At 63.0% G+C, this 22,806-nt stretch carries 25 protein-coding genes; 10 read left to right on the top strand and 15 right to left on the bottom strand.

Translation table 11 applies throughout. The features are described 5' to 3' along the window. Positions 1-34 precede the first annotated feature (34 nt). The 3 genes from GYB81_RS05335 to GYB81_RS05345 form a co-directional block, all read right to left on the bottom strand. Positions 35-1,423: an adenylate/guanylate cyclase domain-containing protein gene (locus tag GYB81_RS05335; protein WP_161866275.1), complete on the bottom strand. Its 1,389-nt coding sequence runs from the start codon at positions 1,421-1,423 to the stop codon at positions 35-37. Positions 1,424-1,580: 157 nt separating this feature from the next. Continuing rightward, complete coding sequence (locus GYB81_RS05340; protein WP_161866274.1) at positions 1,581-2,168, bottom strand: HD domain-containing protein; 588 nt, start codon at positions 2,166-2,168, stop codon at positions 1,581-1,583. Between the two features lie 211 nt (positions 2,169-2,379). Then, positions 2,380-2,697 (bottom strand): Mpo1-like protein, encoded by a 318-nt coding sequence (locus tag GYB81_RS05345; RefSeq protein WP_161866273.1) that lies wholly within the window; start codon positions 2,695-2,697, stop codon positions 2,380-2,382. 129 nt (positions 2,698-2,826) lie between these two features. Here GYB81_RS05345 and GYB81_RS05350 point away from each other — a divergent pair, with 129 nt between their 5' ends. Further along, positions 2,827-3,837: an AraC family transcriptional regulator gene (locus GYB81_RS05350; RefSeq protein ID WP_161866272.1), complete on the top strand. Its 1,011-nt coding sequence runs from the start codon at positions 2,827-2,829 to the stop codon at positions 3,835-3,837. A gap of 9 nt (positions 3,838-3,846) precedes the next feature. Here the strand turns inward: GYB81_RS05350 and GYB81_RS05355 are convergent, their stop codons facing one another. Next, on the bottom strand, positions 3,847-5,301 hold the full coding sequence (locus GYB81_RS05355) for a TrkH family potassium uptake protein (protein WP_161866271.1): 1,455 nt from the start codon (positions 5,299-5,301) through the stop codon (positions 3,847-3,849). Between the two features lie 3 nt (positions 5,302-5,304). Further along, positions 5,305-6,759 carry a TrkH family potassium uptake protein gene (locus GYB81_RS05360; RefSeq protein ID WP_161866270.1) on the bottom strand — a complete coding sequence of 485 codons (1,455 nt, stop codon included), beginning with the start codon at positions 6,757-6,759 and terminating at the stop codon, positions 5,305-5,307. Between the two features lie 293 nt (positions 6,760-7,052). On the opposite strand from GYB81_RS05360, the gene GYB81_RS05365 reads away from it, so the two are divergent. Further along, on the top strand, positions 7,053-7,424 hold the full coding sequence (locus GYB81_RS05365) for a YkgJ family cysteine cluster protein (protein WP_024308629.1): 372 nt from the start codon (positions 7,053-7,055) through the stop codon (positions 7,422-7,424). A gap of 172 nt (positions 7,425-7,596) precedes the next feature. Further along, a complete protein-coding gene (locus GYB81_RS05370; protein ID WP_161866269.1) occupies positions 7,597-8,157 on the top strand; it encodes a nitroreductase family protein in 561 nt (186 codons plus the stop codon). A gap of 11 nt (positions 8,158-8,168) precedes the next feature. Here the strand turns inward: GYB81_RS05370 and GYB81_RS05375 are convergent, their stop codons facing one another. From GYB81_RS05375 to GYB81_RS05395, 5 genes are all read right to left on the bottom strand, one after another. Continuing rightward, complete coding sequence (locus GYB81_RS05375; protein WP_161866268.1) at positions 8,169-9,497, bottom strand: sensor histidine kinase; 1,329 nt, start codon at positions 9,495-9,497, stop codon at positions 8,169-8,171. Positions 9,498-9,558: 61 nt separating this feature from the next. Further along, the gene (locus tag GYB81_RS05380) at positions 9,559-9,966 is read right to left on the bottom strand and encodes a Spy/CpxP family protein refolding chaperone (RefSeq protein WP_161866267.1); all 408 of its coding nucleotides are present in this window, start codon (positions 9,964-9,966) and stop codon (positions 9,559-9,561) included. A 280-nt stretch (positions 9,967-10,246) separates the two neighbouring features. Then, positions 10,247-10,924, bottom strand: a complete 678-nt coding sequence (locus GYB81_RS05385) for a response regulator transcription factor (protein WP_161866266.1) — start codon at positions 10,922-10,924, stop codon at positions 10,247-10,249. Positions 10,925-10,928: 4 nt separating this feature from the next. Further along, positions 10,929-11,306: a translation initiation factor 2 (IF-2, GTPase) gene (locus GYB81_RS05390; protein WP_161866265.1), complete on the bottom strand. Its 378-nt coding sequence runs from the start codon at positions 11,304-11,306 to the stop codon at positions 10,929-10,931. Between the two features lie 41 nt (positions 11,307-11,347). Next, positions 11,348-11,647, bottom strand: a complete 300-nt coding sequence (locus tag GYB81_RS05395; RefSeq protein ID WP_024307820.1) for a YciI family protein — start codon at positions 11,645-11,647, stop codon at positions 11,348-11,350. Positions 11,648-11,765: 118 nt separating this feature from the next. Here GYB81_RS05395 and GYB81_RS05400 point away from each other — a divergent pair, with 118 nt between their 5' ends. From GYB81_RS05400 to rluB, 7 genes are all read left to right on the top strand, one after another. After that, complete coding sequence (locus GYB81_RS05400; RefSeq protein WP_161866264.1) at positions 11,766-12,632, top strand: PHP domain-containing protein; 867 nt, start codon at positions 11,766-11,768, stop codon at positions 12,630-12,632. 13 nt (positions 12,633-12,645) lie between these two features. Then, positions 12,646-13,272 (top strand): L-threonylcarbamoyladenylate synthase, encoded by a 627-nt coding sequence (locus GYB81_RS05405; RefSeq protein WP_161866263.1) that lies wholly within the window; start codon positions 12,646-12,648, stop codon positions 13,270-13,272. 71 nt (positions 13,273-13,343) lie between these two features. Next, positions 13,344-14,558 (top strand): tryptophan--tRNA ligase, encoded by a 1,215-nt coding sequence (locus tag GYB81_RS05410; RefSeq protein ID WP_161866262.1) that lies wholly within the window; start codon positions 13,344-13,346, stop codon positions 14,556-14,558. A 14-nt stretch (positions 14,559-14,572) separates the two neighbouring features. Next, a complete protein-coding gene (locus GYB81_RS05415) occupies positions 14,573-15,397 on the top strand; it encodes a segregation and condensation protein A (RefSeq protein ID WP_498051848.1) in 825 nt (274 codons plus the stop codon). Then, positions 15,394-16,185 carry an SMC-Scp complex subunit ScpB gene (scpB, locus tag GYB81_RS05420; RefSeq protein ID WP_161897747.1) on the top strand — a complete coding sequence of 264 codons (792 nt, stop codon included), beginning with the start codon at positions 15,394-15,396 and terminating at the stop codon, positions 16,183-16,185. Before GYB81_RS05415 ends, scpB begins: the two co-directional genes overlap by 4 nt. Before the next feature lie 95 nt (positions 16,186-16,280). Continuing rightward, on the top strand, positions 16,281-16,463 hold the full coding sequence (locus tag GYB81_RS05425; protein ID WP_161866260.1) for a DUF1289 domain-containing protein: 183 nt from the start codon (positions 16,281-16,283) through the stop codon (positions 16,461-16,463). Between the two features lie 167 nt (positions 16,464-16,630). After that, positions 16,631-17,785 (top strand): 23S rRNA pseudouridine(2605) synthase RluB, encoded by a 1,155-nt coding sequence (gene rluB, locus GYB81_RS05430; RefSeq protein WP_161866259.1) that lies wholly within the window; start codon positions 16,631-16,633, stop codon positions 17,783-17,785. 75 nt (positions 17,786-17,860) lie between these two features. Here the strand turns inward: rluB and GYB81_RS05435 are convergent, their stop codons facing one another. From GYB81_RS05435 to GYB81_RS05455, 5 genes are all read right to left on the bottom strand, one after another. Further along, the gene (locus GYB81_RS05435; RefSeq protein ID WP_161866258.1) at positions 17,861-18,787 is read right to left on the bottom strand and encodes a GGDEF domain-containing protein; all 927 of its coding nucleotides are present in this window, start codon (positions 18,785-18,787) and stop codon (positions 17,861-17,863) included. A gap of 239 nt (positions 18,788-19,026) precedes the next feature. Next, entirely contained in the window at positions 19,027-19,767 is a 741-nt protein-coding gene (locus GYB81_RS05440) for a YciK family oxidoreductase (RefSeq protein WP_161866257.1), read from the bottom strand. A 64-nt stretch (positions 19,768-19,831) separates the two neighbouring features. Next, entirely contained in the window at positions 19,832-20,503 is a 672-nt protein-coding gene (mupP, locus tag GYB81_RS05445; RefSeq protein WP_161866256.1) for an N-acetylmuramic acid 6-phosphate phosphatase MupP, read from the bottom strand. Next, on the bottom strand, positions 20,503-21,201 hold the full coding sequence (gene ubiG / locus GYB81_RS05450; RefSeq protein ID WP_161866255.1) for a bifunctional 2-polyprenyl-6-hydroxyphenol methylase/3-demethylubiquinol 3-O-methyltransferase UbiG: 699 nt from the start codon (positions 21,199-21,201) through the stop codon (positions 20,503-20,505). The genes mupP and ubiG overlap by 1 nt, the downstream gene beginning before the upstream one ends. Positions 21,202-21,326: 125 nt before the next feature. Beyond that, the gene (locus GYB81_RS05455; protein WP_161897748.1) at positions 21,327-22,646 is read right to left on the bottom strand and encodes a TRZ/ATZ family hydrolase; all 1,320 of its coding nucleotides are present in this window, start codon (positions 22,644-22,646) and stop codon (positions 21,327-21,329) included. Positions 22,647-22,806 lie beyond the last annotated feature (160 nt).

Below are 22,806 nucleotides of genomic sequence, written 5' to 3' on the forward strand. Positions count from 1 at the left end.
GCTTCAGCCGCGAAGCGCTGCCAAACGGTTTGCCTCAGAGAATGACCTTGTCGCGCAGCTTTTCGGCAGCCTGATTGAGCGCCTGGATCACCCGTTCCTTGTCGAAGTTCTGGATGCCGTTGGTGTCCAGATACATGGAGAAGCCCGGCAGCTCGTGCTCGACGTAGCTGGAAGTGGCGCCCAGATCACGGCGGAAATCCACCACCTGATAGATCTGAACCGGGCGGGTAAAACCCTTGACGGCGATCTGACCCTTGTCGCGGCACATGATCACGTCCTTGACCAGCGAATAGGTTTCGTGGGAGATCAGGATCTCGCCTGACTCGGCAGCGCTTTCCAGGCGGCTGGCAAGGTTCACGTCGCGACCGATGATGGTGTAGTCCATGCGCGTGTCGGCGCCGAAGTTACCCACCGTGCAATAGCCGGTATTGAGACCCATGCGGATTTCCAGCGGCTTGGTGATGCCCTGGGCGCGCCACTGCTGGCGCAGTACCTTCATATGCTTGCGCATGGCGATGGCCATGGAAACCGCAGCGACCGCATCCTTCTTTGCACCGTTGCTGCTGGGGTCGCCGAAGAACACCATTACGCAGTCACCGATGAACTTGTCGATGGTGCCGCCATATTTCAGGCAAATCTTCGACATCTCGTTGAGGTAGGTGTTGAGCAGGTCGGTGAGCGCTTCGGCCTCCAGCTCCTCCGACAATTCGGTGAACCCCTTGATGTCGGAGAAGAACACCGTGAGCTTTTTGCGCTGGGTTTCCAGGCGCACGCTCTTCTTGCCGGTGAAGATCGACTCCCACACCTGCGGCGACAGGTACTTGGCCAGGTTGCGCGCCAGGCGTGCGGCCTTTTCCTGTTCACGCTTGATCTCGACGCGTACCTGCGCCAGGCGCAGTCCCTGCTGGTTGACGAAGTATGCGGTGATGCAGATATACAGCGTGGCGAAGAGGATGCTGACCAAGGCCACCAGCGTCGGTGTTTCCGGATTGGGCTGCACATCCACCAGTGCTGCACACAGTGCCATGCCACTGGCGGCCACCAGCAGTGACAGGCCCAGATAGCGCAGCCCGCCGATGACCAGGGCACTGAAACTCAGCGTTAGCAGGAACATCAGGCTAGGGACGACGGAGAAGCTCAGCAACACGCAGGAAGCGCCGGCATGCAGGGCGTCGACGAACAGCAGCGTCAGGTCGGTCTGCTGTGGATGGTCGCGTTTGAAGCGGCGGCTGAGGTTGTGCGCGAGATGAGGATACAGAAGGGCGTACGGCACCATCCACAGAATGTCGTAGTTGAAGTGCCCCACGTAGGTGCCGGCGGCGATGCTGGCGGCCGTGGCGATATAGGCCAGCACGCGCGAATAGTATTCGCGCAACGGCGGCGTCGGCAGCCCGTTGGCGCGACTGGTGGTTGCTGGCTTCATCTGCTGGAACTGTCCCTGCTGGATTTCTGGCGCCTCTGCTGGACGCCTGGCTGGTCGGCAAGACCTGAGCCCGAGGCTCGTTGGGCGGGGATCATAACCAAGGGGTGGCGGCCAGCCAAGCATGGCCGCCGAACGGTGGCCTAACAGTGGCCAGCGGTCAGGCGCCAGTGCTGTCCATTGCCGCCAGGTAGATGGAATTCTTCGGCCGGGCGAAGACGCGCTGCAGCATGGGCTCGAAGAAGCTCAGCGGCAGGCTTTCGTAGTCCGGGTCGAAGGCGGCCGCGTCGTACCTGGCGCAGAAGTCGATGGTCGCCTGGTACTGCGGGTGATCCTTGAATTGCTCGCGCAGGTGGCGATCCATACCCAGGTGATGGAAGAAATAGTAACCCTGGAAAATGCCATGTTTCTCCACAATCCAATGGTTCTCGGCACTGACGAAGGGCTTGAGGATGGCCGCGGCGATGTCCGGGTGATTGTAGCTGCCGAGGGTGTCGCCGATGTCGTGCAGCAGCGCGCAGATGACGTATTCCTCGTCTCGGCCGTCGCGATGGGCTCGGGTGGCCGTTTGCAGTGAATGGGTCAGGCGGTCGACAGGAAAGCCGCCGAAGTCGCCATCGAGCAGGCGCAGGTGGTCGAGGATGCGCGCGGGTAGCTGGGCGGCATAAGCGGCGAAGTCCTGGGCGATGATGGCCCAGTCCTCGGCCTGGCCATCCTGCATATGGATGAAACGGGCTCGGTCATTCATGCTTCTTCTCGTTGTTAGGCTCTGTAAGAAAAGTGCCTGTGCTCGGAGATGCGGCGTTACAAACAGGCTGGAACGCCAGCCCGGTCAAATGCTCATTTACGGCACATAAACTGCGCTTCGCTTCTGCGCCTTTGTTTTTGCGGGGCCGCCATCGTTATTGCCTGATCTTCTCGGCGATTTTTCGTACAGGTCCTGGGTGAGCAGCCGGTTCCTAGAAACGGATACGACCGGTGAAGGCATCCTTGAGCATCACCCAGTCACCCATCAGGCTGTACAGCGGGTATTGGAAGGTGGCGGGTCGGTTCTTCTCGAAAATAAAGTGGCCGACCCAGGCGAAGCCGTAGCCAGCCAGTGGCATGGCCAACAGCCAAAGCCATTGCTGAGTGAACAGGGCATAGGCGAGGATCGCCAGCACCAGCAGGCTGCCAGCGTAATGCAGGCGGCGGCATACCGGGTTACTGTGCTCCTGCAGGTAGTAGGGGTAGAACTCGGCGAAGCTCTGGTAGCGTTCGGTGGTTTGGGCGGTCATGGCGCACCTCCTGTTATTGTCACCGTCAGTGTAAGTCGGCTGTCTCCGTGGGCCACTGACTTAAGGTGCCAGTCTAGTATCCTTGCGCCGCCAATCATGGCCTTGCTGATTGATCATAAGAACAAGACGATGAGCGAAAGAACCACCTCTTCCAACTGGGCATTGGCCATCGTGCAGGCGCTCGAGCTGGGCGGCGTCGACTGTGCCAGCCTGTTCGCCGAGCTGGGGATGGATTACGCCGCCTTGAACGATCCCGACGCGCGCTTCCCGCAGGATGGCATGACCCGTCTGTGGCAACGCGCCGTGGCGCTGTCGGGGAACCCGGCGATTGGCCTGAACATGGCGCAGGTGGTGCGCCCGGCGTCCTTCCATGTGGTGGGCTACGCGCTGATGTCCAGCCGCAACCTGCGCGACGGTTTCACCCGTCTGGTGCGCTATCAGCGCATCATCGGCGAGGGCGCGGACCTGAATTTCCTTGCGCAACCCGGTGGTTATGCGCTGACTCTGGCCATTCATGGAGATCGCCTGCCACCGGCCCGGCAGAGCGCCGAGGCGTCACTCGCCTACTGCCTGGCGTTCTGTCGCTGGATGACCGGCAAACCCATCCGTCCGCGTGAAATTCGCCTGCAAGGTCCGGCACCTGCCGATCTGGGGCCTTATCAGCAGGTGTTCCAGGCGCCGCTGAAGTTCAACGCCGAACACTATGGACTGATCTTCGAGCGCGCCGACCTAGAGGCGCCGCTGCCCAGCGCCAATGAGGCACTGGCGCAACTGCATGATCGCTTTGCTGGCGAATACCTGGCGCGCTTCTGCAGCAGTCGTGTCACCCATCAGGCGCGCCAGGTGCTGTGCCGCCTGCTGCCACAGGGCGAACCGCGGCGCGAAGTGGTGGCGCAGACGCTGCACCTGTCGCAACGCACGCTGCAAAGACGCTTGCAGGAAGAGGGCACCAGCTATCAGCAATTGCTCGACGATACCCGTCGTGAGTTGGCCGAGCAGTACCTCGGGCAGGTCGACCTGACCCTGCTGGAGGTTGCCTATCTGCTGGGTTTCGCTGATCCGAGCAACTTCTTCCGGGCCTTTCGCCGCTGGTTCGGCGAAACGCCGGGCGAGTACCGCAGCCGCCGAGGGCTTGCTTAGCGGGCGTGCTCAGTGGCGCCAGAAGGCCGGGAACAGCAGTACCAGCACCGTGAGGATTTCCAGGCGCCCGAGCAGCATGCCGAAACTCAGCAGCCATTTGGCCAGGTCGGGAATGGTGGCGTAATTGCCGGCGGGGCCGACCATCTCCCCCATCCCCGGGCCAACGCCGGACACCATGGCCGCTGCGCCGGTCAGTGCGGTGATCCAGTCCACCCCGCACATGGCTACCGCCAGCGCCAGGGTGGCGATGGTGATGGTGTAGAAGAAGGCGAAGGCGAGGATCGAGCGAACGATATCCTCATCCAGTCGGTGACGGTTGTACTGTTGCTTGATGACCGCGCGCGGATGGATGAGCTGCTTGAGGTTGGCCTTGAGCAGGATGTAGGCGACCTGGAAACGGAAGATCTTCAGCCCGCCCGCGGTGGAGCCGGAGCAGCCGCCGACGAAGCCCAGGTAGAAGAACATCATGCTGGCGAACGGGCCCCACAGGTGGTAGTCACCTACGGCGAAGCCCGTGGTGGTCATGATCGAGGTGATGTTCACGGCGACCAGGCGCAGTGCATCGAGCCAGTACAGGTCGGTGGTCAGCCATTTCCAGCCGGCCAGCACGAACCAGCTGCTCACCAGCAACAGCAGAAAACCGTGCACCTGGGCATCGCGCAGCAAGGCGCGGTAGTTTCCACGAAGGGCGCTGACGTACAGCACGAAAGGCAAGCTGCCGAGTACCATCACCACAATCGCGACCCAGTGAATGGCCGGTGCCTGCCATTTGCCCAAGGAAGAGTCCGATGTGGAGAAACCGCCGGTGGCGATGGCGGACATGGCGTGGTTGATCGAGTCGAACAGCCCCATCCCCGCCAGCCAGAAGGCCAGCACTGCCAGGGTGCTCAGACCGACGTAGGCCAGCACCATGTATTTGGCGACCATGTGCGAGCGCGGCATGACCTTCTCCGAACGGTCCGAGGACTCGGTCTGGAACAGGCGCATACCGCCAATGCGCAGCATCGGCAGGATCGCCACGGCCATGCCGATGAAGCCGATGCCGCCCAGCCAGTGCAGCAGCGAGCGCCAGATCAGCGTGCCGGGGGACATCTCGTCAAGCCCGCTGAATACCGTGGCACCGGTCGCGGTAATGCCGGACATGCTCTCGAAATAGGCATCTGTGACGCTGGCGCGTTCGGCGAAGATGAACGGCAAGGCGGCAAAGATCGACACCATCACCCAGCTCGACACCGTCAGCATATACATGTCGCGCGGACGCAGTTGCGTTTGCTTGGGCCTGCCCTGAGCGATCATGGCCAGGCCAACGAGTGCGGTGATCAGGCTGGACCAGAGGAAGGCATTGATCTTTTGTGGCTGTTCGAAGATCAGCAGGGTGATCACCGGCACCAGCATGCTCAACGCCAGCGTGACGAGGAAGATGCCATTGATGAAGGCGAGGATGCGCAGGCTTGCTAAGGGCATCGGTCAGTGCTTCCAGAAGCTGCGGGTGACCAGCACCAGTACGGTCAGAATTTCCAGGCGGCCAAGCAGCATGCCGGCACTGAGCAGCCACTTGGCCGAATCCGGCAGACTGGCGAAGTTGCCGGCCGGGCCGATGATCGGTCCAAGGCCCGGGCCGACGTTGCACACGGCGGTGGCAGCGCCGGTCAGCGCCGTGACCCAATCCAGGCCGACCAGGGTCAGGGCCAGCGCCAGTACGCCGATGGTGATGGTGAAGAAGAAGGAGAAAGTGATCAGCGAGCGGACGATCTCTTCATCCAGGTTGTGATTGTTGTACTGCTGCTTGATCACGGCGCGAGGATGCACCAGCTGCATCAGGTTGGCCTTGAGCAGCACGTAGGCGACCTGGAAGCGGAAGATCTTCAAGCCCCCGGAGGTGGAACCGGAGCAGCCGCCGACGAAGGTCAGATAGAAGAACAGCAGCACGGCGAAGCTGCCCCAGGTGGTGTAGTCGCCGAGGGCGAAGCCGGTGGTGGTGACCACCGAGGTGACGTTGACCGCAACGATGCGAAAGGCGTCGAGCCAGGTGTAGTCCGAGTTGATCCACAGCCAGGTGCCGAATACCAGCCAGGTCAGCAGCAGAAAGCCGATGAAGCCGCGGACCTGATGATCCCTGAACAGCGCCTGGCGATTGCCGCGAACGAAGGCGACATAGAGCATGAACGGCATGCCGCCGAGCAGCATCAGCACGACCGCCGTCCAATGCACGGCCGGTTGTGGCCAGTGCGCCAACGAGGCGTCGGAAGTGGAGTAGCCACCGGTGGAGATCGACGTCATCGCGTGGTTGACTGCATCGAAGGGTTCCATTCCCGCTGCCCAGTAGGCCAGCACCCCGAGCAGGGTGATCGCGACATAGAGCAATAGCAGGTATTTGGCGGCCATGTGCGAGCGCGGCATGACCTTCTCGCCCCAGTCCGAAGACTCGGTCTGGAACAGGCGCATGCCACCGACGCGCAGCAACGGCAGAATCGCCACCGCCATGCCGATGAAGCCGATGCCGCCCAGCCACTGCAGCATCGAGCGCCAGATCAGAATGCCGGGCGACATGCTGTCGAGACCGGTCAGCACGGTCGAGCCAGTCGTCGTGATACCGGACATGGTCTCGAACATGGCATCCGTGTAGCTGATGTGGGCGATCAGCATCAGCGGCAGCGCGGCGAAAGCGCAAACCAGGGTCCAGCTTCCGGTCGTCAGCAAATACATGTCGCGCGGGCGCAGCTGCGCGTTCTGCGGACGACCGGGAATCACCAGAGCAAGACCGGCCACCAGGGTTATCAGGCTGGACCATAGGAAGGCAGTGAGATCTTCAGGATGCTCGAAGATCAGCAGGGTCAGCATGGGAATAGCCATGCTGACCGCCAGGGTAATCAGGAATATGCCGATGATGAAACCGATGATGCGCAGCGTCGGCAAGGCCATGTAGAGGGCTCTGGCGGGTTGTAAAAATGGGCCATTCTACCCGCGGACGGGCGGCTGTAAACCGGCACAGTCGGGCTGTGTGAAAACGTAGCGAGCGAAGGTCAGGCACGGCAAAACAGGCGAGGAAGCGCAGTTTACGAGCTGTAAATGAGCATTTTGAGCCTGTTTTTAACGCAGCCTGGCCGAGCGCAGTAGTTTTCACACGTGCCCGGTGAAGGGGCTTTACAAGCGTATAGCCAAGCATAGAATAGCCGCCAGTTGCCGGCGTCCGCCGGTTTCCGAGTCCTCCCCAAATGTCCGAAGCCAATCCCTGCCTCACGTGCGGCGCCTGCTGCGCGTTTTTTCGTGTGTCCTTCTTCTGGGGCGAGTGTCAATCCGCGGGCGGTAGCGTTCCGGACGAACAGGTCATCCAGATCAGCCCCCACTACGTTGCCATGCGTGGTACCGAGAGCAAGCCGGCACGTTGCACGCAACTGCTCGGTGACGTTGGCTGCGGTGTGCGCTGCACCATGTACGAACAGCGTTCCAGCAGTTGCCGTGAGTTCGAGGCGTCCTGGGAAAACGGCGTGCACAACCCGCGTTGCGACGATGCGCGCAAGGCCCATGGCCTACCGCCGCTGACGCCACCGGTGCAGCCGGTGATATCGCCTGACCGGGTAGCCTGACGCGGCTGCAGGCCAGCGTGTAGCCCGGATACAATCCGGGGCAGCGATCCCTCGACTGCATCCGGGCTATGGCTTTACGGGCTTCAGGCATCCGTATGTGGGTATCGGTCAGCTTGCAGTGCGCCGCTTGCAGCATCGAGAATGCGCCTTCTTTGTTTCAAGGAGGTGGCCGATGGAGGCTCTCGACGCTCTGCTCAACCGTGTATCCGTTCCCCGTCTGGTCGAGCCAGCCCCGGATGCGGCGCAACGTGAGCTGCTCTTTCGCGCGGCGTTGCGTGCGCCGGATCATGGCCAGCTACGCCCATGGCGCTTTCTGACGGTAGAGGGGCAGGCGCGTGAGCGTATGGGGGAGTTGTTCGCCGAGGCCATGCAGATTGCCGATGCGCAGGCCGCGCCGGAAGCTCTGAACAAGGCACGTGGTATGCCGCTGCGTGCGCCGTTGCTGGTGGTGGTGATCGCCCGCGTACAGGCTCATCCCAAGGTGCCCGCCTCCGAGCAGGTGATCGCTGCCGGTTGTGCTGCCCATGGCATCTTGCTGGCGGCACATGCTCAGGGCATAGGTGCGGTCTGGCGTACCGGTGACATGGCCTATAACGCTCATGTGGCCAAAGGTCTGGGCCTGGCGGCAGACGAGCAGATCATCGCCTATCTCTACCTTGGTACGCCGGAACGCGAGCTGCGTCGCGCCCCGGAAGTCAGCGTCGAGGATTTCGTCAGCGCCTGGCACGGCTGAGCCCTCGACACTCAGGCTGTCTGTTGCCTGGCCGGCAGCCTGAGAGTGGCGACGAAACCGCCTTCGGGGTGGTTATTCAGCAGCAGTTCACCGCCATGACGCTGCGCCGCGCGACGTGCGATGGCCAGCCCCAGCCCATGGCCGGAACCACTCTGGCCCGGCGCGCGGAAGAAGGGTTTGCCCAACTGCGGCAGGTGCTCGCTGGCGACTCCAGGGCCGTGGTCGCGCACGCAGAGCAAAACCTCCTGCCCCTGGCGCTGCACGCCGATGACCACGGGCTTGTCCGGCGGGCTGAAGCGCAGGGCGTTACGCAGCAGGTTGTCGAGTGCGCGCTCGAGCATGTCCGGCCAGCCTTCCAGGTGCGCTCCCTGATCGAGGTCGATCTGCAGCAGCTGCTGGGGCGTTGTCAGACGCGCATCTTCCTGCAGGTTGCCGAGCAGTGCACGCAGATCTACCGGCTGCGGGGCTCCGGGGTCGGCATCCAGTCGGGCGAGGGTGAGAATTTCGCTGATCAGCGCTTCCAGCCGATCACATTCCTGGCTTAGCCGTGGCCAGAGTTTTTCCCGCTCGGTGGCATTCGCGCGTTCTGCCAGGGCCAGGGCGATGCGCAGGCGCGCCAAGGGCGAGCGCAGCTCGTGGGACACATCGCGCAGCAGCTGACGCTGGCTGCCGATCAGCCCCTGCAGACGTTCGCCCATGCGGTTGAAGTCCTTGGCCAGCAGGCCCAGTTCGTCACGGCGGGTGGCCAGGCGTGCCAGGCTGTTTTGCTGATAGGCAGTCTGGCCCAGGTCATGCACGGCGCCGCGCAGGCGATCCAGCGGACGGGTGATCGACAACGTCAGCATCAGGCTGAACAGCGTCAGCACTACCAAGGCAATGGCCAGGGCGCTGAGCGGCCAGAACAGGCTGCCACGGTGCCAGGCCGCCAGTTCAGGGTGCGGAATGCGATAGATGAACAGATAGCTTTCGCCGCTTTGCGGGCTGGTGTATTCCGCGGTCAGGCGGCGCCAGGGCAGACGGCGGTCGTCGCCATGACGGGCTTCGAAAGCCGCGGCGCGCGACGGAAACGTACCTTTGACCAGCTGCTGGCCACTTTCGCCAAGCACCTGGGTGTCGATGCGGTACCTGCGCTTGCGCCGTTCGAGAAAGTCCTGCGCCACGGCCGGTCCCTGCTGTTCGTAGCGTTTGACCCACTCGCTGTCGATGTCATCAAGGCCCGGATGCAGGCTGAGAATCCAGGCGTCCTGGTTCAGGGCGCGGCCAAGCAGCAGCGACAGACCGGCAACCAGAGCGATGGCCAGCCAGAAGGTCGCGAGAATGCGCCAGAACAGTGAACGCACGGTGATTCCTCATGCAAAAGCCGCCGGGCTCGGTGAGCGCGGCGGCGGGTCTAGGGGGCGATCAGTTGTTTTTGCTGTCCTTCTCGGCTTTCCAGGCCTTGAATTCCGCCATTTCGGCGCGGCGAGCTTCCATTTTCTTCTGATGCTCGTCGAAGGCTTTCTGCTGCTCGGGGTTGAGCAGGTCACGCAGTGCCTTGTGCTGGTCGGCGCGAGCCTGCTCCAGCTCCTTCTTCATGGCCTGCTTCTCGGCCTCCGGCAGCTTGTCCAGATAGCGCTTGGTGATGTCGCGATGGGCTTTCATCTGTTCGCCCATCAGCTTGCGGAACTCCTGGTGCTGTTCCTTGCTCAGGTTCAGCTCCTTGAACATGCCGTGATGGCGGTCCTGGTGACGTGGGCCACCGTCCGGCATGGCAAAGGCCAGGGTCGGCAGAGTGGCGGCGAGCAGCAGGGCGGTGAGGGTCTTGCGCATGGTGATTCTCCTTGTCTTGAGAACCTGTTTTACGATCTAGCGAGCTAGAGTCATGCAAGGCGAAAACAGACGAGGAGGCGGAGTGTACTGTTGTACATGAGCATTCCGAGTCTGTTTTCAACGCAGCAGGGCCGACGCGCAGCAGGTCGTAAACAGGTTCCGAGGCCGGTAAGTACCGGATGGGCTCATTATGCGGCGGTCAAGGTCAAGGGCAGTCAGGCGTGGGTAAAGCTTGGGTAAAGACGATGTTGCAGGTCGTTTACGTAAGGGCGGCAAACGATCACGGCGCGTAGTAATAGCCGCGGCTACGCAGTGCGAGAATGCGTGGGCGGCCATCGGGGTGCGGGCCGAGCTTCTTGCGCAGGTTGCTGACGTGCATATCCAGGCTGCGGTCGTACAGGGTCAGTTTGCGGCCCAGGGCGAGTTGCGCCAGCGCCTGCTTGTCCACCGGCTCGCCCGGCTGGCGCAGCAGAGCCTCCAGCAGGCGGCTTTCGGAAAGCGTCAGCGGAACGTCATGCTCACCGATGCTGACCACTCCGCGGTTGGGGCTGAAGCTGAGGTCACCCAGCTCCAGTTGGCTGCTGGCCGGGGCGGGGGCGGTACGCCGGAGTACGGCACGCAGGCGTGCGGTCAGCTCACGCGGATCGCACGGCTTGGCCAGGTAGTCATCCGCGCCCAGCTCCAGGCCAAGGATGCGGTCCAGCGGCTCGCCGCGGGCCGACAGCATCAGCACCGGCAGATCAGGATGTTCGCCACGCAATTGCTTGAGCAGCTCCAGGCCGCTGCCATCCGGCAGCATCACATCGAGCACCACGGCATCAGGCGCCTGTGCGGCAAGGGCCTGACGCGCACCGCCTGCTTCATGGCAGGCGGTCACCTGAAAGCCTTCCTGAGTCAGCCAGCTGGCGAGCAGCTCGCAGAGTTCCTGGTCGTCATCGATCAGCAGCAATCGGCTCATGGCTTTAATTTATCCATTCGCGGCGAGTCTTGCGCGAGCCTCGCAGCAGGGTGCCAAACAGCATTGAAGCCAGGCTCAGGGCGGCGCCGAGGGCAAACCAGGTCTGCTCTTCACTGAGCACGCGTGGCTGGGCCTGTGCCTGGCTCTCCTTGAGCTGCATGCGCAGGCGCTGATTCTCCTGGCGCAGGCGTTGCAGTTGCACGGCGCTGCTGGCTTGCTGTTCATTGCGCAGCTGCTCGCTTTGCGCCAGGCGCTGCTCCAGTTCCTGGCTCAGGGTGTCCACACTTGCCGCCTGAGGAGGCGGTAGAGCGACTTCTTCTGCCTGCAGCGACGCGCAGGTCAGCAACAGGGTGACCAGCAGGGACAGCGGGGTCGTGCGCATCGCGATTCCTTGTAGGCGAAAGCCGCGTGAGTGGTACCTCGTCAGGGCAGCACTTTCTTGAAGGGTTTGACCACAACGCTGGCATACACACCGGCTGTGCGGTACGGGTCGGCATCGGCCCACTTCTGCGCAGCTTCAAGGGAGTCGAATTCGGCAACGACCAGGCTGCCGCTGAAGCCCGCCGGGCCTGGGTCATTGCTGTCGATGGCCGGATGCGGGCCGGCCAGCAGCAGGCGACCTTCCTGCTTCAACTGTTCCAGGCGGGCGAGGTGAGCAGGGCGTGTGGCCAGACGATTTTCCAGGGAGTTTTCGACGTCGGTGGCGATGATGGCGTAGAGCATCTCAGTCCTTAATTCAGGTCGAAGCGGGGAGGGAATGGAGCGTTTGCGCCATACGGCGTCTGCCTTGCGGCGGATGTGGGGCATAATAACAAACATCAATCTCAACGAAAGCGCCGCCATGATTGTCGATCTGCACTGCCACAGCACCGCCTCAGATGGCGCCCTGGCGCCCGCCGTACTGGTGGCCCGGGCGCACGAACGCGGCGTGCGGCTGCTCGCATTGACCGACCATGACACCCTCGAAGGGCTCGATGAGGCGCACCTCGCGGCCGAACCGCTGGGCATGAAGCTGATCAACGGCATCGAGCTGTCCTGCACCTGGGGCGGGGCGACCATTCATGTGCTGGGCTACGCCTTCGAGCGGGAGGCTCCAGCCCTGCGGGCTGCCATCGAGGCTTTGCACCATGGGCGCTGGCAGCGTGCCGAGGAAATCGACCGACGCCTGGCGGTCAAGGGCATGCCCGGCGCACTTGAGGGTGCGCGTGCTGTCCAACAGGAATTGGGCGATAGCGGCAACGCACCGGCGCGCCCCCATTTTGCCGAGTTTCTGGTGCGCGCCGGGCATGTGCGTGACCGTGCCGAGGCGTTTCGCAAATGGCTGGGCTCGGGCAAGTTGGGCGACGTCAAGCAGCATTGGCCTATGCTGGAAGAAACCGTTGCCACCTTGCGTTCGGCCAAGGCCTGGATCAGCCTGGCGCATCCGTGGCAATACGACTTTACTCGCAGCAAGCGCCGACGCCTGGTTGCCGACTTCGCAGCGGCGGGTGGTCATGCCTTGGAAGTGGTGAACGGCATGCAGCCCGCCGAACAAGTAGGTGGCCTGGCGATTCTGGCGCGCGAATTCGGCTTGATGGCCAGCGTCGGCAGCGATTTCCATGCGCCGGGCGACTGGTCCGAGCTGGGCATGTACCGCCCGTTGCCCGTTGACCTGACCGCGCTCTGGGAGCGCTTCGAACATGCACAGCCATCCGCTGTCACTTCATGAGCAGGGAGCAAGCGTGAGTCAATTTTTCCAGGTTCACCCGGAAAACCCCCAGGCACGCCTGATAAAACAGGCCGTGGAAATCATTCGTGGCGGCGGCGTGGTGGTTTATCCCACCGACTCGTCCTACGCGCTGGGCTGCGCCATCGGCGACAAGAATGCGGTCGAACGCATTCGCCGCCTGCGTCAGCTCGACGACAAGCACAACTTCACCCTGGTCTGCCGCGACCTGTCGCAGATCGGTCTGTTCGCCAAGGTCGACACCGCCGCTTTTCGCCTGCTGAAGAATCACACCCCGGGCCCCTATACCTTCATCCTCAATGCCACCCGCGAAGTGCCGCGCATGCTGCTGCATCCCAAGCGCCGCACCATTGGCATCCGCGTGCCCAGCCATCCCATCGCCCTGGCGTTGCTGGAGCAACTGGGCGAGCCGTTGATGAGCGTCAGCCTGATCATGCCGGGTGATGAACTGCCGATGTCCGACCCCTACGAAATGCGCCAGATTCTCGAACACCATGTCGACCTGATCATCGACGGTGGTTTCGGCGGGCTGGAAGCCTCCACCGTGGTCAATCTCGCCGAGGATAGCCCGGAAATTCTGCGCGTCGGATGCGGCGACCCGACGCCGTTCCACGATCTCTGACGCCGGCTTTTCCGTTGTGGGCCTAGCTACCCTATACTCCCTGGCCTTGTCTGAATTTTGGATAGAACGGTTTGAGCCTTAACGACTCCGAACGTCGGGTGCTGTCAGGGATGCGTCCCAGCGGCCGTTTGCACCTCGGGCACTACCACGGCGTGCTGAAGAACTGGGTCAGGTTGCAGCACGAGTATGACTGCTTCTTCTGCATCGTCGACTGGCATGCGCTGACCACCGAATACGCCGATGCCGGCCAGCTTTCCCAGCACGTCATGGATATGGCGGTCGATTGGCTGGCCGCCGGTGTCAGCCCCAGCTCCGCGACACTATTCGTGCAGTCGCAAGTACCGGAACATGCCGAGCTGCACCTGTTGCTGTCGATGATCTGTCCGCTCAGCTGGCTCGAGCGGGTGCCTTCCTACAAGGAGCAGCTGGAACGACAGACCGGCAAGGATCTCTCTACCTACGGTTTTCTCGGTTATCCGCTGTTGCAGGCGGCGGACATCCTGCTGTATCGCGCCGGCCAGGTGCCGGTCGGGGCCGACCAGTTGCCTCATATCGAGTTTGCCCGCGAAGTGGCGCGCCGGTTCAACCACCTGTACGGCAGCGAGACGGATTTCGAGCTGAAGGCTGAAGCCGCCATTGGCAAGCTGGGCAAGAAAGTCGGCAAGCTCTACCGTAACCTGCGCAAGGCTTATCAGGAGCAGGGTGACGCAGAGGCGCTGGAGACGGCGCGGGCCCTGCTTAAGGAGCAGACCAGCATCACTCTGGGCGATCAGGAGCGCCTTTACGGCTATCTGGAAGGTGGCGGCAAGGTGATTCTGAGCGAGCCGCAGCCGCTTCTCGCCGAGTTTTCACGGGTACCAGGTCTGGATGGGCAAAAAATGGCCAAGTCCAGCGGCAACGCGATATTCCTGCGCGACAGCGATGCCGAGATCGAGGAAAAGCTGCGGCGCATGCCGACCGACCCCGCACGCGTGCATCGCGACGACCCCGGTGAGCCACAGCGCTGCCCGGTCTGGTCACTGCATCAGTTGTATTCCAACGACGAACAACTGCATTGGGTCATTGAGGGCTGCCGAAGCGCTTCGATTGGTTGCCTCGATTGCAAGAGCGCGCTGTGCTCGTCTCTGCAGGCAGAGTTGACTCCTCTGCAGCAGCGTGCCGTCGACTACGAGGAAAACCCCGATCTGGTGCGCAGTATCCTCGCCGAGGGTGCCGAGCATGCTCGTGACGAAGCACGCAATACCCTGGCCGAAGTGCGCATGGCCATGGGCCTGAATCATCGTTGAAGGAGCCGCGGCTGATGAGTGAATCCGCCACGCCAGTCGTGGACAGCCAGGCCGGCGCGCAGCAGGAGCTGCCGTTCGCCCTGGTCTACGGCGAGGCGGTCACCGAGTTGCCGCTGGACCTGTACATCCCTCCGGATGCGCTGGAAGTCTTCCTCGAAGCCTTCGAAGGACCGCTCGACCTGCTGCTCTACCTGATTCGCAAGCAGAACATCGACATCCTCGACATTCCGGTGGCTGAAATCACCAAGCAGTACATGGGCTATGTCGAGCTTATGAAATCGGTGCGCCTGGAGTTGGCCGCCGAGTACCTGGTCATGGCCGCCATGCTCGCCGAGATCAAGTCGCGCATGCTCCTGCCGCGTTCGGCCGAGGCCGAGGAGGAAGAGGACGACCCGCGTGCCGAGTTAATCCGCCGTCTGCAGGAGTATGAGCGCTTCAAGGCCGCTGCCGAAAATATCGATGAGCTGCCGCGCGTCGGCCGTGACGTGACCGTACCCAGGCTCGACGCTCCCGAAGCCCGCGCGCGCAAGCTGCTGCCGGACGTGAGCCTGGAAGAGGTGCTGCTGTCGATGGCCGAGGTGCTGCGCCGCGCCGACATGTTCGAAAGCCATCAGGTCACCCGCGAGGCACTGTCCACCCGCGAGCGCATGAGCGAAGTGCTGGAGCGCCTCAAGGGCGGGGCTTTCGTGCCGTTCGTCGAGCTCTTCGCTGCTGAAGAGGGGCGGCTTGGCGTGGTAGTCACCTTCATGGCGGTGCTCGAATTGATCAAGGAATCCCTGGTAGAGCTGGTGCAGAATGAGCCCTTCGCTGCCATCCACGTCCGAGCCCGTGCCGAATGAACCTGAATGACCCCCAAGACCTGGCCCAGTTGCTTGAAGCCTTTCTGCTGGCTTCGGGGAAGGCGCAATCGCTCGAACGCCTCTACGAACTGTTCGAGGAGGGCGAGCGGCCCGAACCCGAGCAATTCAAGGCGGCGCTGGAAATCCTGCGCCAGTCCTGCGAGGGCCGCGCCTTCGAGCTGAAGGAAGTGGCCTCGGGCTACCGCCTGCAGGTGCGCGAGCGCTTCGCTCCCTGGGTCGGTCGGCTCTGGGAAGAGCGGCCGCAGCGCTATTCCCGTGCGCTGCTGGAGACTTTGGCACTGATCGCCTATCGCCAGCCGATCACTCGCGGTGAAATCGAGGACGTGCGCGGCGTGGCGGTCAACAGCAACATCACCAAGACGCTGCTGGAACGTGAGTGGATTCGCGTGGTGGGCTATCGCGATGTGCCAGGGCGCCCGGCGATGTTCGCCACCACCAAGGGCTTTCTCGATCATTTCAATCTGAAGAGTCTCGACGAACTGCCGCCGCTCGCAGCGCTGCGCGAACTGGAGCCCGAGCCGGAGCTGGCGCTGGATGAGGACGCCGAAGTGCCGGCAAGCTTGCAGGCGCGCGCCGACCTGGCTTTGCAAGAAGAAGGAGAGGTCGAGCCGCGCGAGGAAGTCAGCTTCCGCAGCCTGCTGGCCGAGCTGGACGACATGGAGCAAGGGCTCAAGACCGACTTCGACGACCTGCGCCTGGTCGAGGAAGCAGACGAGCCTGCCGAAAGCGACCTGGCCGACCAGGACGGTGACGAGCCGTTGCATTGACGGCGTTTAAGCCAGGTATCGAATCCTTCAATCACTCCTGCCTGCCCAGACCCTTATGCTTGCCAGCATCCGACCCGTACTGTCGAGGAGGCGTAATGAGCAAGAATCCCTGCATCAAGGTCTGTGAGTTCGAAAAGGACATATGCCTGGGTTGCGGCCGCAGTCGCCAGGAGATTAAGGGCTGGAAGCGCATGGACAAGCACGAGCGTCTGGCGCTGTTGGCCGAAGCCGATATGCGCTTGCTGGCGCTGGCGGCGACGGGGCGACGCAAACACTGAGGCAAGTTCTTGCTCTGGTCGCGCCTTGCGGATTTATCTGCCTCTTGTCTCCGCGCGGTGAGTGTCTTGTTCGGACGAATGCCTCAGCATCACCTACCCTAAGAGCTCTCCAGTGCGTATGATGCGCGCCCTTCGTTCATCCATTACTACACCGGGAGGTGCCCAAGATGACTGAGCACGAACAACCGCGTCCTGCAGGCGAGAAACTGCAGAAAGTTCTGGCCCGCCTCGGGCTGGCCTCGCGTCGCGAGATAGAGACCTGGATCGCCGAAGGTCGGGTCAAGGTCAATGGCGCCGCTGCGACCCTGGGTCAGCGCGTCGATGCCAACGATGCCATCGCCCTTGATGGCCGCCTGCTCAAGCGTGAAGAGATCACCGGTTCGGTTCGTCGTGTGCTGATCTACAACAAGCCGGACGGTGAGATCTGCACCCGTGACGACCCGGAAGGTCGCCCCACCGTATTCGACCGCTTACCGCGCCCGAAAGAGGGTCGCTGGATCAACATCGGGCGTCTCGATATCAATACCACCGGCCTGCTGCTGTTCACCACCGATGGTGAGTTGGCCAACCGCCTGATGCACCCGTCCTATCAGATGGACCGCGAATACGCGGTGCGTGTGCGTGGCGAGGTTACCGAAGAGATGCTCGAAAACCTCAAGACTGGCGTCATGCTCGAGGACGGTCCGGCCAAGTTCACCGATATAAAGGAAGCGCCCGGTGGCGAGGGTTTCAACCACTGGTATCACTGCGTGGTGATGGAAGGGCGTAACCGCGAAGTGCGCCGTCTGTGGGAATCCCAGGGTTTGGTGGTCAGCCGCCTGAAGCGTGTGCGCTTCGGTCCGGTGTTCCTCACCTCGGAGCTGACCATGGGCCGCTGGCGCGAGATGGACCAGCGCGAAGTGGACATTCTCAGCGCCGAAGTCGGTCTGGCTCCGCAAGCGCTGCCGGCGATGAAGGAGAAGACCCGCGACAAGCTCGACCGTCTGCAGCGCAAATCGGCCAAGCCGGTCGATGTCCGTGGCAAGCGGGTGCTGCGTCCGGCCAAGGACGAGGCTGGCGCGGAGGGCGCCCGCCCGAGTCGCGCGCCGCGCCGCGAAGATGCCGAGCAGCGTGCCCCGCGCAGCCGCAAGGAAAGCGGTGAGCGTCGTGAGGGCGGTCGTGGTACGCCGGTTGCCGAGCGTCCGGGCGACGTGAAGAAGCGTCAGCCACGTCCGGCGGTGGAACTGTCCGAACGTCCGGCACGCAAGCCGCGACCGGCTGCGCCAGGCAAGCGCGCACCATCGGGTGATGGCCAGCGCCCCGGCTTTGGCCGCAAGCGCTGATAAACGAAAAGGGACTCCGCGGAGTCCCTTTTTTTCATTCTGGTGCGGATTTCATCCGCCTTGGGCAGCCAGCCTCTAGCCCGCCATGGACAGGCGATTGCGTCCTTCACGCTTGGCTACATAGAGCGCGTTATCGGCACGGCGCAGCAGGCTTTCGGCAGATTCACCCGGCAACAGGCTCGAACAGCCCAGGCTGATGGATACGTCGATGGGGCGCCCGGCATCCAGGCATTGCAGTTCCAGTACGGCAAAGCGCAGGCGCTCGCCCACCAGCGCTGCTCCCTCCCGGCTGGTACCTGAGAGAATCACCAGAAACTCTTCGCCGCCGTAGCGAAAGACCATATCGATATTGCGCAGCTGGTTCTTCAGGGTCTGCGCGACCGCTTTCAGCACCTGGTCACCGAGTGCATGGCCATGGCTGTCATTGATGGTCTTGAAGTGGTCGATGTCGAGCATAAGCAGGGACAGCGGCTGCAGATTGCGGCGGGCCAGATCCACCTCGCGCTGCAGCACCTGATCCATGGCGATGCGATTGCCGGTATCGGTCAGCGGGTCGCGCAGCGCACTGTGCAGCGCGGTGCGGTAGAGCAGGGCGTTGCGCAGCGGGAAAAGCAGGCTGGCCAGCAGTGACTCCAGCTGAATCAGCTCGTCCTCGGCGAAGCGCTGCTTGCGACGGAAGATCAGTTCACCCAGGTATTCCCCTTCATGACTGAGGCGATAGCCAGCCGAGTGCGGTGCGCGTTCACCCAGTTCCAGGCGCAGATCCTGAGAGGGATGCTGAAATGCCAGCGCGTCAAGCGGCACCAGACGTTGCACTTCGCGAAAGAACAGGTTGAGGATGCGCTCCACATCCAGGCTGGTCTGCAGTTGCAGGCTCAGGTGGTGACGTAGCTCCGCCAGGCTGATGGGCTTTAGCGGCAGATCGCGATTGCCGGTAACGCCGAGACGCTGCAATTTGGCGGCATCGAAATCGATGGTATTGGAGTGGCTGGGGGGGACCATGGAGCAGAACCTCTGGCGCGGTGGTGCGACGAGAGGGTTAGAGCGAATTTCGTGCCAACTGGTTCATGCTGGCATAAAGCCTTTTTAAATCAATTGTTTAGGTAATATTGAAGGCGCTGTTCGGCAAGCGGTTGCCGGTAGTCTGGCGGTATTGGTGGCAATGTGCTGCCGTGCGGCAAAGGGCGTGGCGGATTTCTGTCGCATCAGGGCCCGCTCTGTGGCGGGCCCTGATGTCCTGCTTATTGAGCGTCGAAGGCCTGGCCGTTGACGCCCTTGCTATCCGGCCCCATGAGGTAGAGATACAGCGGCATGATCTCTTCGGGCAGCGGGCGGGTTGCTGGGTTTTCCCCAGGGTAGGCCTGTGCGCGCATGGCGGTGCGGGTCGCGCCCGGGTTGATGCTGTTGGCGCGCACGTTGGCGATACCGTCTAACTCATCGGCCATCACCTGCATCAGGCCCTCAGTGGCGAACTTGGACACGGCGTAAGCACCCCAATAGGCGCGGCCCTTGCGGCCAACACTGCTGGACGTGAAGGCAACGGAGGCGTCCTGCGACAGCTTGAGCAGTGGCAGCAAGGTGCTGCTGAGCATGAACATGGCGTTGACGTTGACGTGCATTACGCGCATGAAGTTGTCGCCGGAGAGCTGTTCCAGCGGCGTGCGTGGGCCGAGGATGGAGGCGTTGTGCAGCAGGCCGTCGAGGCGGCCGAATTCGTTCTCGATCATCACTGCCAGCTCGTCGTACTGGTGCGGCAGCGCGGTTTCCAGGTTGAAGGGAATCACCACGGGCTGCGGATGACCGGCGGCCTCGATTTCGTCGTATACCTGGCTCAGGTTGGCTTCGGTCTTGCCCAGCAGCAGTACGGTGGCACCGTGGGCGGCAAAGCTCTTGGCGGCGGCTGCGCCGATACCGCGGCCGGCACCGGTGATCAGGATGACGCGATCCTTGAGCAGGTCTGGGCGGGCGGTGTAGTCGAACATGTTCAGGGTCCTTCGCGATGCTGAAATGGGGCGGGGCTGGCCCGCCAGAACAGGGAGAGGCGGCTTAGCAGCTGCACAGGGCTCGATCGAGTACGGCGCGCAGTTCCGCTGGATGATCGACGACGACGTCGGCGCCCCAGTTACGCGGGTTGTCTTCGGGATGGATATAGCCGTAGGTGACGGCGGCAGTACGGCAGCCGGCGGCGCGTCCGGACTCGATATCGCGTTCGTCGTCACCGATGAACAGTACCTCCTGCGGCTGTACGCCGATCTTCTCGCAGGCCAGCAGCAGCATGTCAGGTGCGGGCTTGCTCAGTGCCACGTGATCCGGGCACACCAGAACTGCCGAGCGCTCGGCCAGATTCAGGCGTTGCATGATCGGCTCGGCATAACGTACCGGCTTGTTGGTAGCCACGCCCCATGGCAGGCGCGCCTGCTCGATATCGGCGAGCAGTGCTTCGATGCCGTCGAAGGGGCGAGTCAGCACCGCGCAATGCTCCTGATAGCGCTCGAGGAACTCCTGGCGCAGGGCCTCGAAGGCGGCCGAGTCCGGGGCCTCGTCGAAGGCGCAGGCAACCATGGCGCGTGCGCCGCCGGATACCTGGTCACGAATGATCTTGTCTGCCAGTGGCGGCAGGCCGCGAGCGGCACGCATGGCCTGGGTGATGGCGATGAAGTCCGGCGCCGAGTCGAGCAGGGTGCCGTCCATGTCGAACAGTACAGCGCGCAAACGCATCAATCTTTCCTCAGCGTCTGGATCATGTAGTTGACGTCGACGTCGGCTTCCAGTTTGTAGTGCTTGGTCAGCGGGTTGTAGGTCAGGCCGATGATGTCCTTGACCTCGAGGCCGGCCGCGCGACTCCAGGCGCCCAGTTCCGAGGGGCGGATGAATTTCTTGAAGTCGTGGGTGCCGCGCGGCAGCAGGCGCAGGATGTACTCGGCGCCGATCACGGCGAACAGATATGCCTTGGGGTTACGGTTGATGGTGGAGAAGAACACCTGGCCGCCCGGCTTGACCAGCTTGTGGCAGGCGCGGATCACCGACGACGGATCGGGCACGTGCTCGAGCATCTCAAGGCAGGTGACCACGTCGAACTGGCCCGGCATTTCCTCAGCGAGGGCTTCGGCGGTGATCTGCCGGTAGTCGACCTCGACGCCGGACTCCAGCTGATGCAGCTGCGCCACCGAAAGCGGCGCTTCCCCCATGTCGATGCCGGTGACGCTGGCACCGCGCTGGGCCATGGCCTCGCTGAGAATGCCGCCGCCGCAGCCGACGTCCAGGACGCGCTTGCCGGCAAGGCCGACACGTTCGTCGATCCAGTTGACTCGCAGCGGGTTGATGTCGTGCAGGGGTTTGAACTCGCTCTCGCGGTCCCACCAGCGGTGTGCCAGGGCCTCGAATTTGGCGATTTCGGCGCGGTCGACGTTGCTCATAAGCATCTCTTCAAAGCAGGAAAGCGTATTGCCGCTATGTTGCCAGTTTAGGAGCAGGCATGGGGCGGCGCGGATTCGGTCAATGTATGTCAGTTTGTCGCAGTGCGGGTGCCGTCTTGCGGCGATCACTTGGTGGCAATTCTCTCGCCCCAGGCTCGTGCTTTGGTGATCAGCTCGCCTTCGTCCATGCGCGTCAGGCGGCCATCCTCCAGCAGTTGTTTGCCGCCGACCCACAGGTGCTTCACGCAGTCGCGGCCGCTGGCGTAGATGAGTTGCGAAACCGGGTCGTAGATCGGTTGCTGGGCCAGGCCGGAAAGGTCGAAGGCGACGACATCGGCCAGTTTGCCCAGCTCCAGCGAGCCGGTCTGTGTCTCCAGGCCCAGTGCGCGAGCACCATTGAGGGTGGCCATGCGCAAGGCGCTGTGAGCATTGAGGGCAGTGGCAGAACCGGCGACGGCCTTGGCCAGAAGCGCCGCGGTGCGGGTTTCGCCTAGCAGGTCGAGATCGTTGTTGCTGGCCGCGCCATCAGTGCCGATAGCGACGTTGACGCCGGCCTGCCACAGGCGCTCGACCGGGCAGAAGCCGCTGGCCAGTTTCAGATTGGATTCCGGGCAATGCACGATATTGCAGTTGTGCTCCACCAGCAGCGCCAGGTCCTCGTCATCTATCTGCGCCATGTGCACCGCCTGGAAGCGCGGGCCGAGCAGGCCGAGGCGTGCCAGGCGCGCCAGCGGGCGCTCGCCGTGCTTGGCAACGGCTTCGGCCACCTCCTGAGCGGTTTCGTGCACGTGCATATGAATGCCGGCATCCAGTTCATCAGCCAGCACGCGAATCTGCTCGAGCTTGTCGTCGCTCACCGTGTACGGCGCGTGGGGGCCGAAGGCGATGCGGATGCGTGGGTGTTGCTTGAGGTCATCGAACAGTTGCAGGCCCTTGCGCAGCGCCTCGGCAGCGTTGAGCGCGCCGGGCACCGGGAAGTCCAGTACGGGAACGGTGATTTGCGCGCGCACACCGGCGTTATGCACGCATTCGCAGGCTACCTGCGGGTAGAAGTACATGTCCGAGAAGCAGCTGATGCCGCCCTTGATCTGCTCGGCGATCGCCAGGTCGGTGCCGTCGCGGACGAAATCCTCGTCGACCCACCGACCTTCGGCGGGCCAGATGTGCTCGTGCAGCCAGGTCATCAGCGGCAGGTCGTCGGCAATGCCGCGCAACAGTGTCATCGCCGCGTGGCCGTGGGCGTTGATCAGCCCCGGGGCGAGCAGGCATTGGGGGAGTTCCCGCACCTCCGTTGCCGGATGGCGCAGTGCCTCGGCCCGCGGCGCGATCAAGGCGATCTGCCCGTTGCGGATGCCCAGGCCATGATCGCGCAGCACGACGCCGGCTGGCTCCACGGGCACCAGCCAGGTGGGCAGCAGCAACAGGTCGAGAGGGGCTTCGGGCATAGGCTGGGTCCGTGTGACTGGATCGGTCTGGGAAGGTCGCCAGTGTATAGATGAACGCGCGCAGCTTGAAGTCGTGAGGGCATGGCGGATTGTTCGGCTGGTGTCTGCTGGTCAGGGGCTGTTCCCGTTTCATTCGCGGCTCGCGATGAAACAGGAACAG

It is taken from the genome of Pseudomonas yangonensis, assembly GCF_009932725.1.
In the GTDB taxonomy this organism is placed as follows: Bacteria; Pseudomonadota; Gammaproteobacteria; order Pseudomonadales; family Pseudomonadaceae; genus Aquipseudomonas; species Aquipseudomonas yangonensis.

Bases quoted from the DNA above. Each gene is read 5' to 3' on its own strand.
- GYB81_RS05380 (WP_161866267.1), bottom strand. From the start codon at position 9,966: ATGCGCAAGACCCTCACCGCCCTGCTGCTCGCCGCCACTCTGCCGACC.
- mupP (WP_161866256.1), bottom strand. From the start codon at position 20,503: ATGCGTTTGCGCGCTGTACTGTTCGACATGGACGGCACCCTGCTCGAC.
- GYB81_RS05350 (WP_161866272.1), top strand. From the start codon at position 2,827: ATGAGCGAAAGAACCACCTCTTCCAACTGGGCATTGGCCATCGTGCAG.
- GYB81_RS05365 (WP_024308629.1), top strand. From the start codon at position 7,053: ATGTCCGAAGCCAATCCCTGCCTCACGTGCGGCGCCTGCTGCGCGTTT.
- GYB81_RS05455 (WP_161897748.1), bottom strand. From the start codon at position 22,646: ATGCCCGAAGCCCCTCTCGACCTGTTGCTGCTGCCCACCTGGCTGGTG.
- GYB81_RS05340 (WP_161866274.1), bottom strand. From the start codon at position 2,168: ATGAATGACCGAGCCCGTTTCATCCATATGCAGGATGGCCAGGCCGAG.
- GYB81_RS05355 (WP_161866271.1), bottom strand. From the start codon at position 5,301: ATGCCCTTAGCAAGCCTGCGCATCCTCGCCTTCATCAATGGCATCTTC.
- GYB81_RS05345 (WP_161866273.1), bottom strand. From the start codon at position 2,697: ATGACCGCCCAAACCACCGAACGCTACCAGAGCTTCGCCGAGTTCTAC.
- GYB81_RS05425 (WP_161866260.1), top strand. From the start codon at position 16,281: ATGAGCAAGAATCCCTGCATCAAGGTCTGTGAGTTCGAAAAGGACATA.
- GYB81_RS05360 (WP_161866270.1), bottom strand. From the start codon at position 6,759: ATGGCCTTGCCGACGCTGCGCATCATCGGTTTCATCATCGGCATATTC.
- GYB81_RS05415 (WP_498051848.1), top strand. From the start codon at position 14,573: ATGAGTGAATCCGCCACGCCAGTCGTGGACAGCCAGGCCGGCGCGCAG.
- GYB81_RS05390 (WP_161866265.1), bottom strand. From the start codon at position 11,306: ATGCGCACGACCCCGCTGTCCCTGCTGGTCACCCTGTTGCTGACCTGC.
- GYB81_RS05370 (WP_161866269.1), top strand. From the start codon at position 7,597: ATGGAGGCTCTCGACGCTCTGCTCAACCGTGTATCCGTTCCCCGTCTG.
- GYB81_RS05400 (WP_161866264.1), top strand. From the start codon at position 11,766: ATGATTGTCGATCTGCACTGCCACAGCACCGCCTCAGATGGCGCCCTG.
- rluB (WP_161866259.1), top strand. From the start codon at position 16,631: ATGACTGAGCACGAACAACCGCGTCCTGCAGGCGAGAAACTGCAGAAA.
- GYB81_RS05385 (WP_161866266.1), bottom strand. From the start codon at position 10,924: ATGAGCCGATTGCTGCTGATCGATGACGACCAGGAACTCTGCGAGCTG.
- GYB81_RS05440 (WP_161866257.1), bottom strand. From the start codon at position 19,767: ATGTTCGACTACACCGCCCGCCCAGACCTGCTCAAGGATCGCGTCATC.
- GYB81_RS05335 (WP_161866275.1), bottom strand. From the start codon at position 1,423: ATGAAGCCAGCAACCACCAGTCGCGCCAACGGGCTGCCGACGCCGCCG.
- scpB (WP_161897747.1), top strand. From the start codon at position 15,394: ATGAACCTGAATGACCCCCAAGACCTGGCCCAGTTGCTTGAAGCCTTT.
- ubiG (WP_161866255.1), bottom strand. From the start codon at position 21,201: ATGAGCAACGTCGACCGCGCCGAAATCGCCAAATTCGAGGCCCTGGCA.
- GYB81_RS05435 (WP_161866258.1), bottom strand. From the start codon at position 18,787: ATGGTCCCCCCCAGCCACTCCAATACCATCGATTTCGATGCCGCCAAA.
- GYB81_RS05395 (WP_024307820.1), bottom strand. From the start codon at position 11,647: ATGCTCTACGCCATCATCGCCACCGACGTCGAAAACTCCCTGGAAAAT.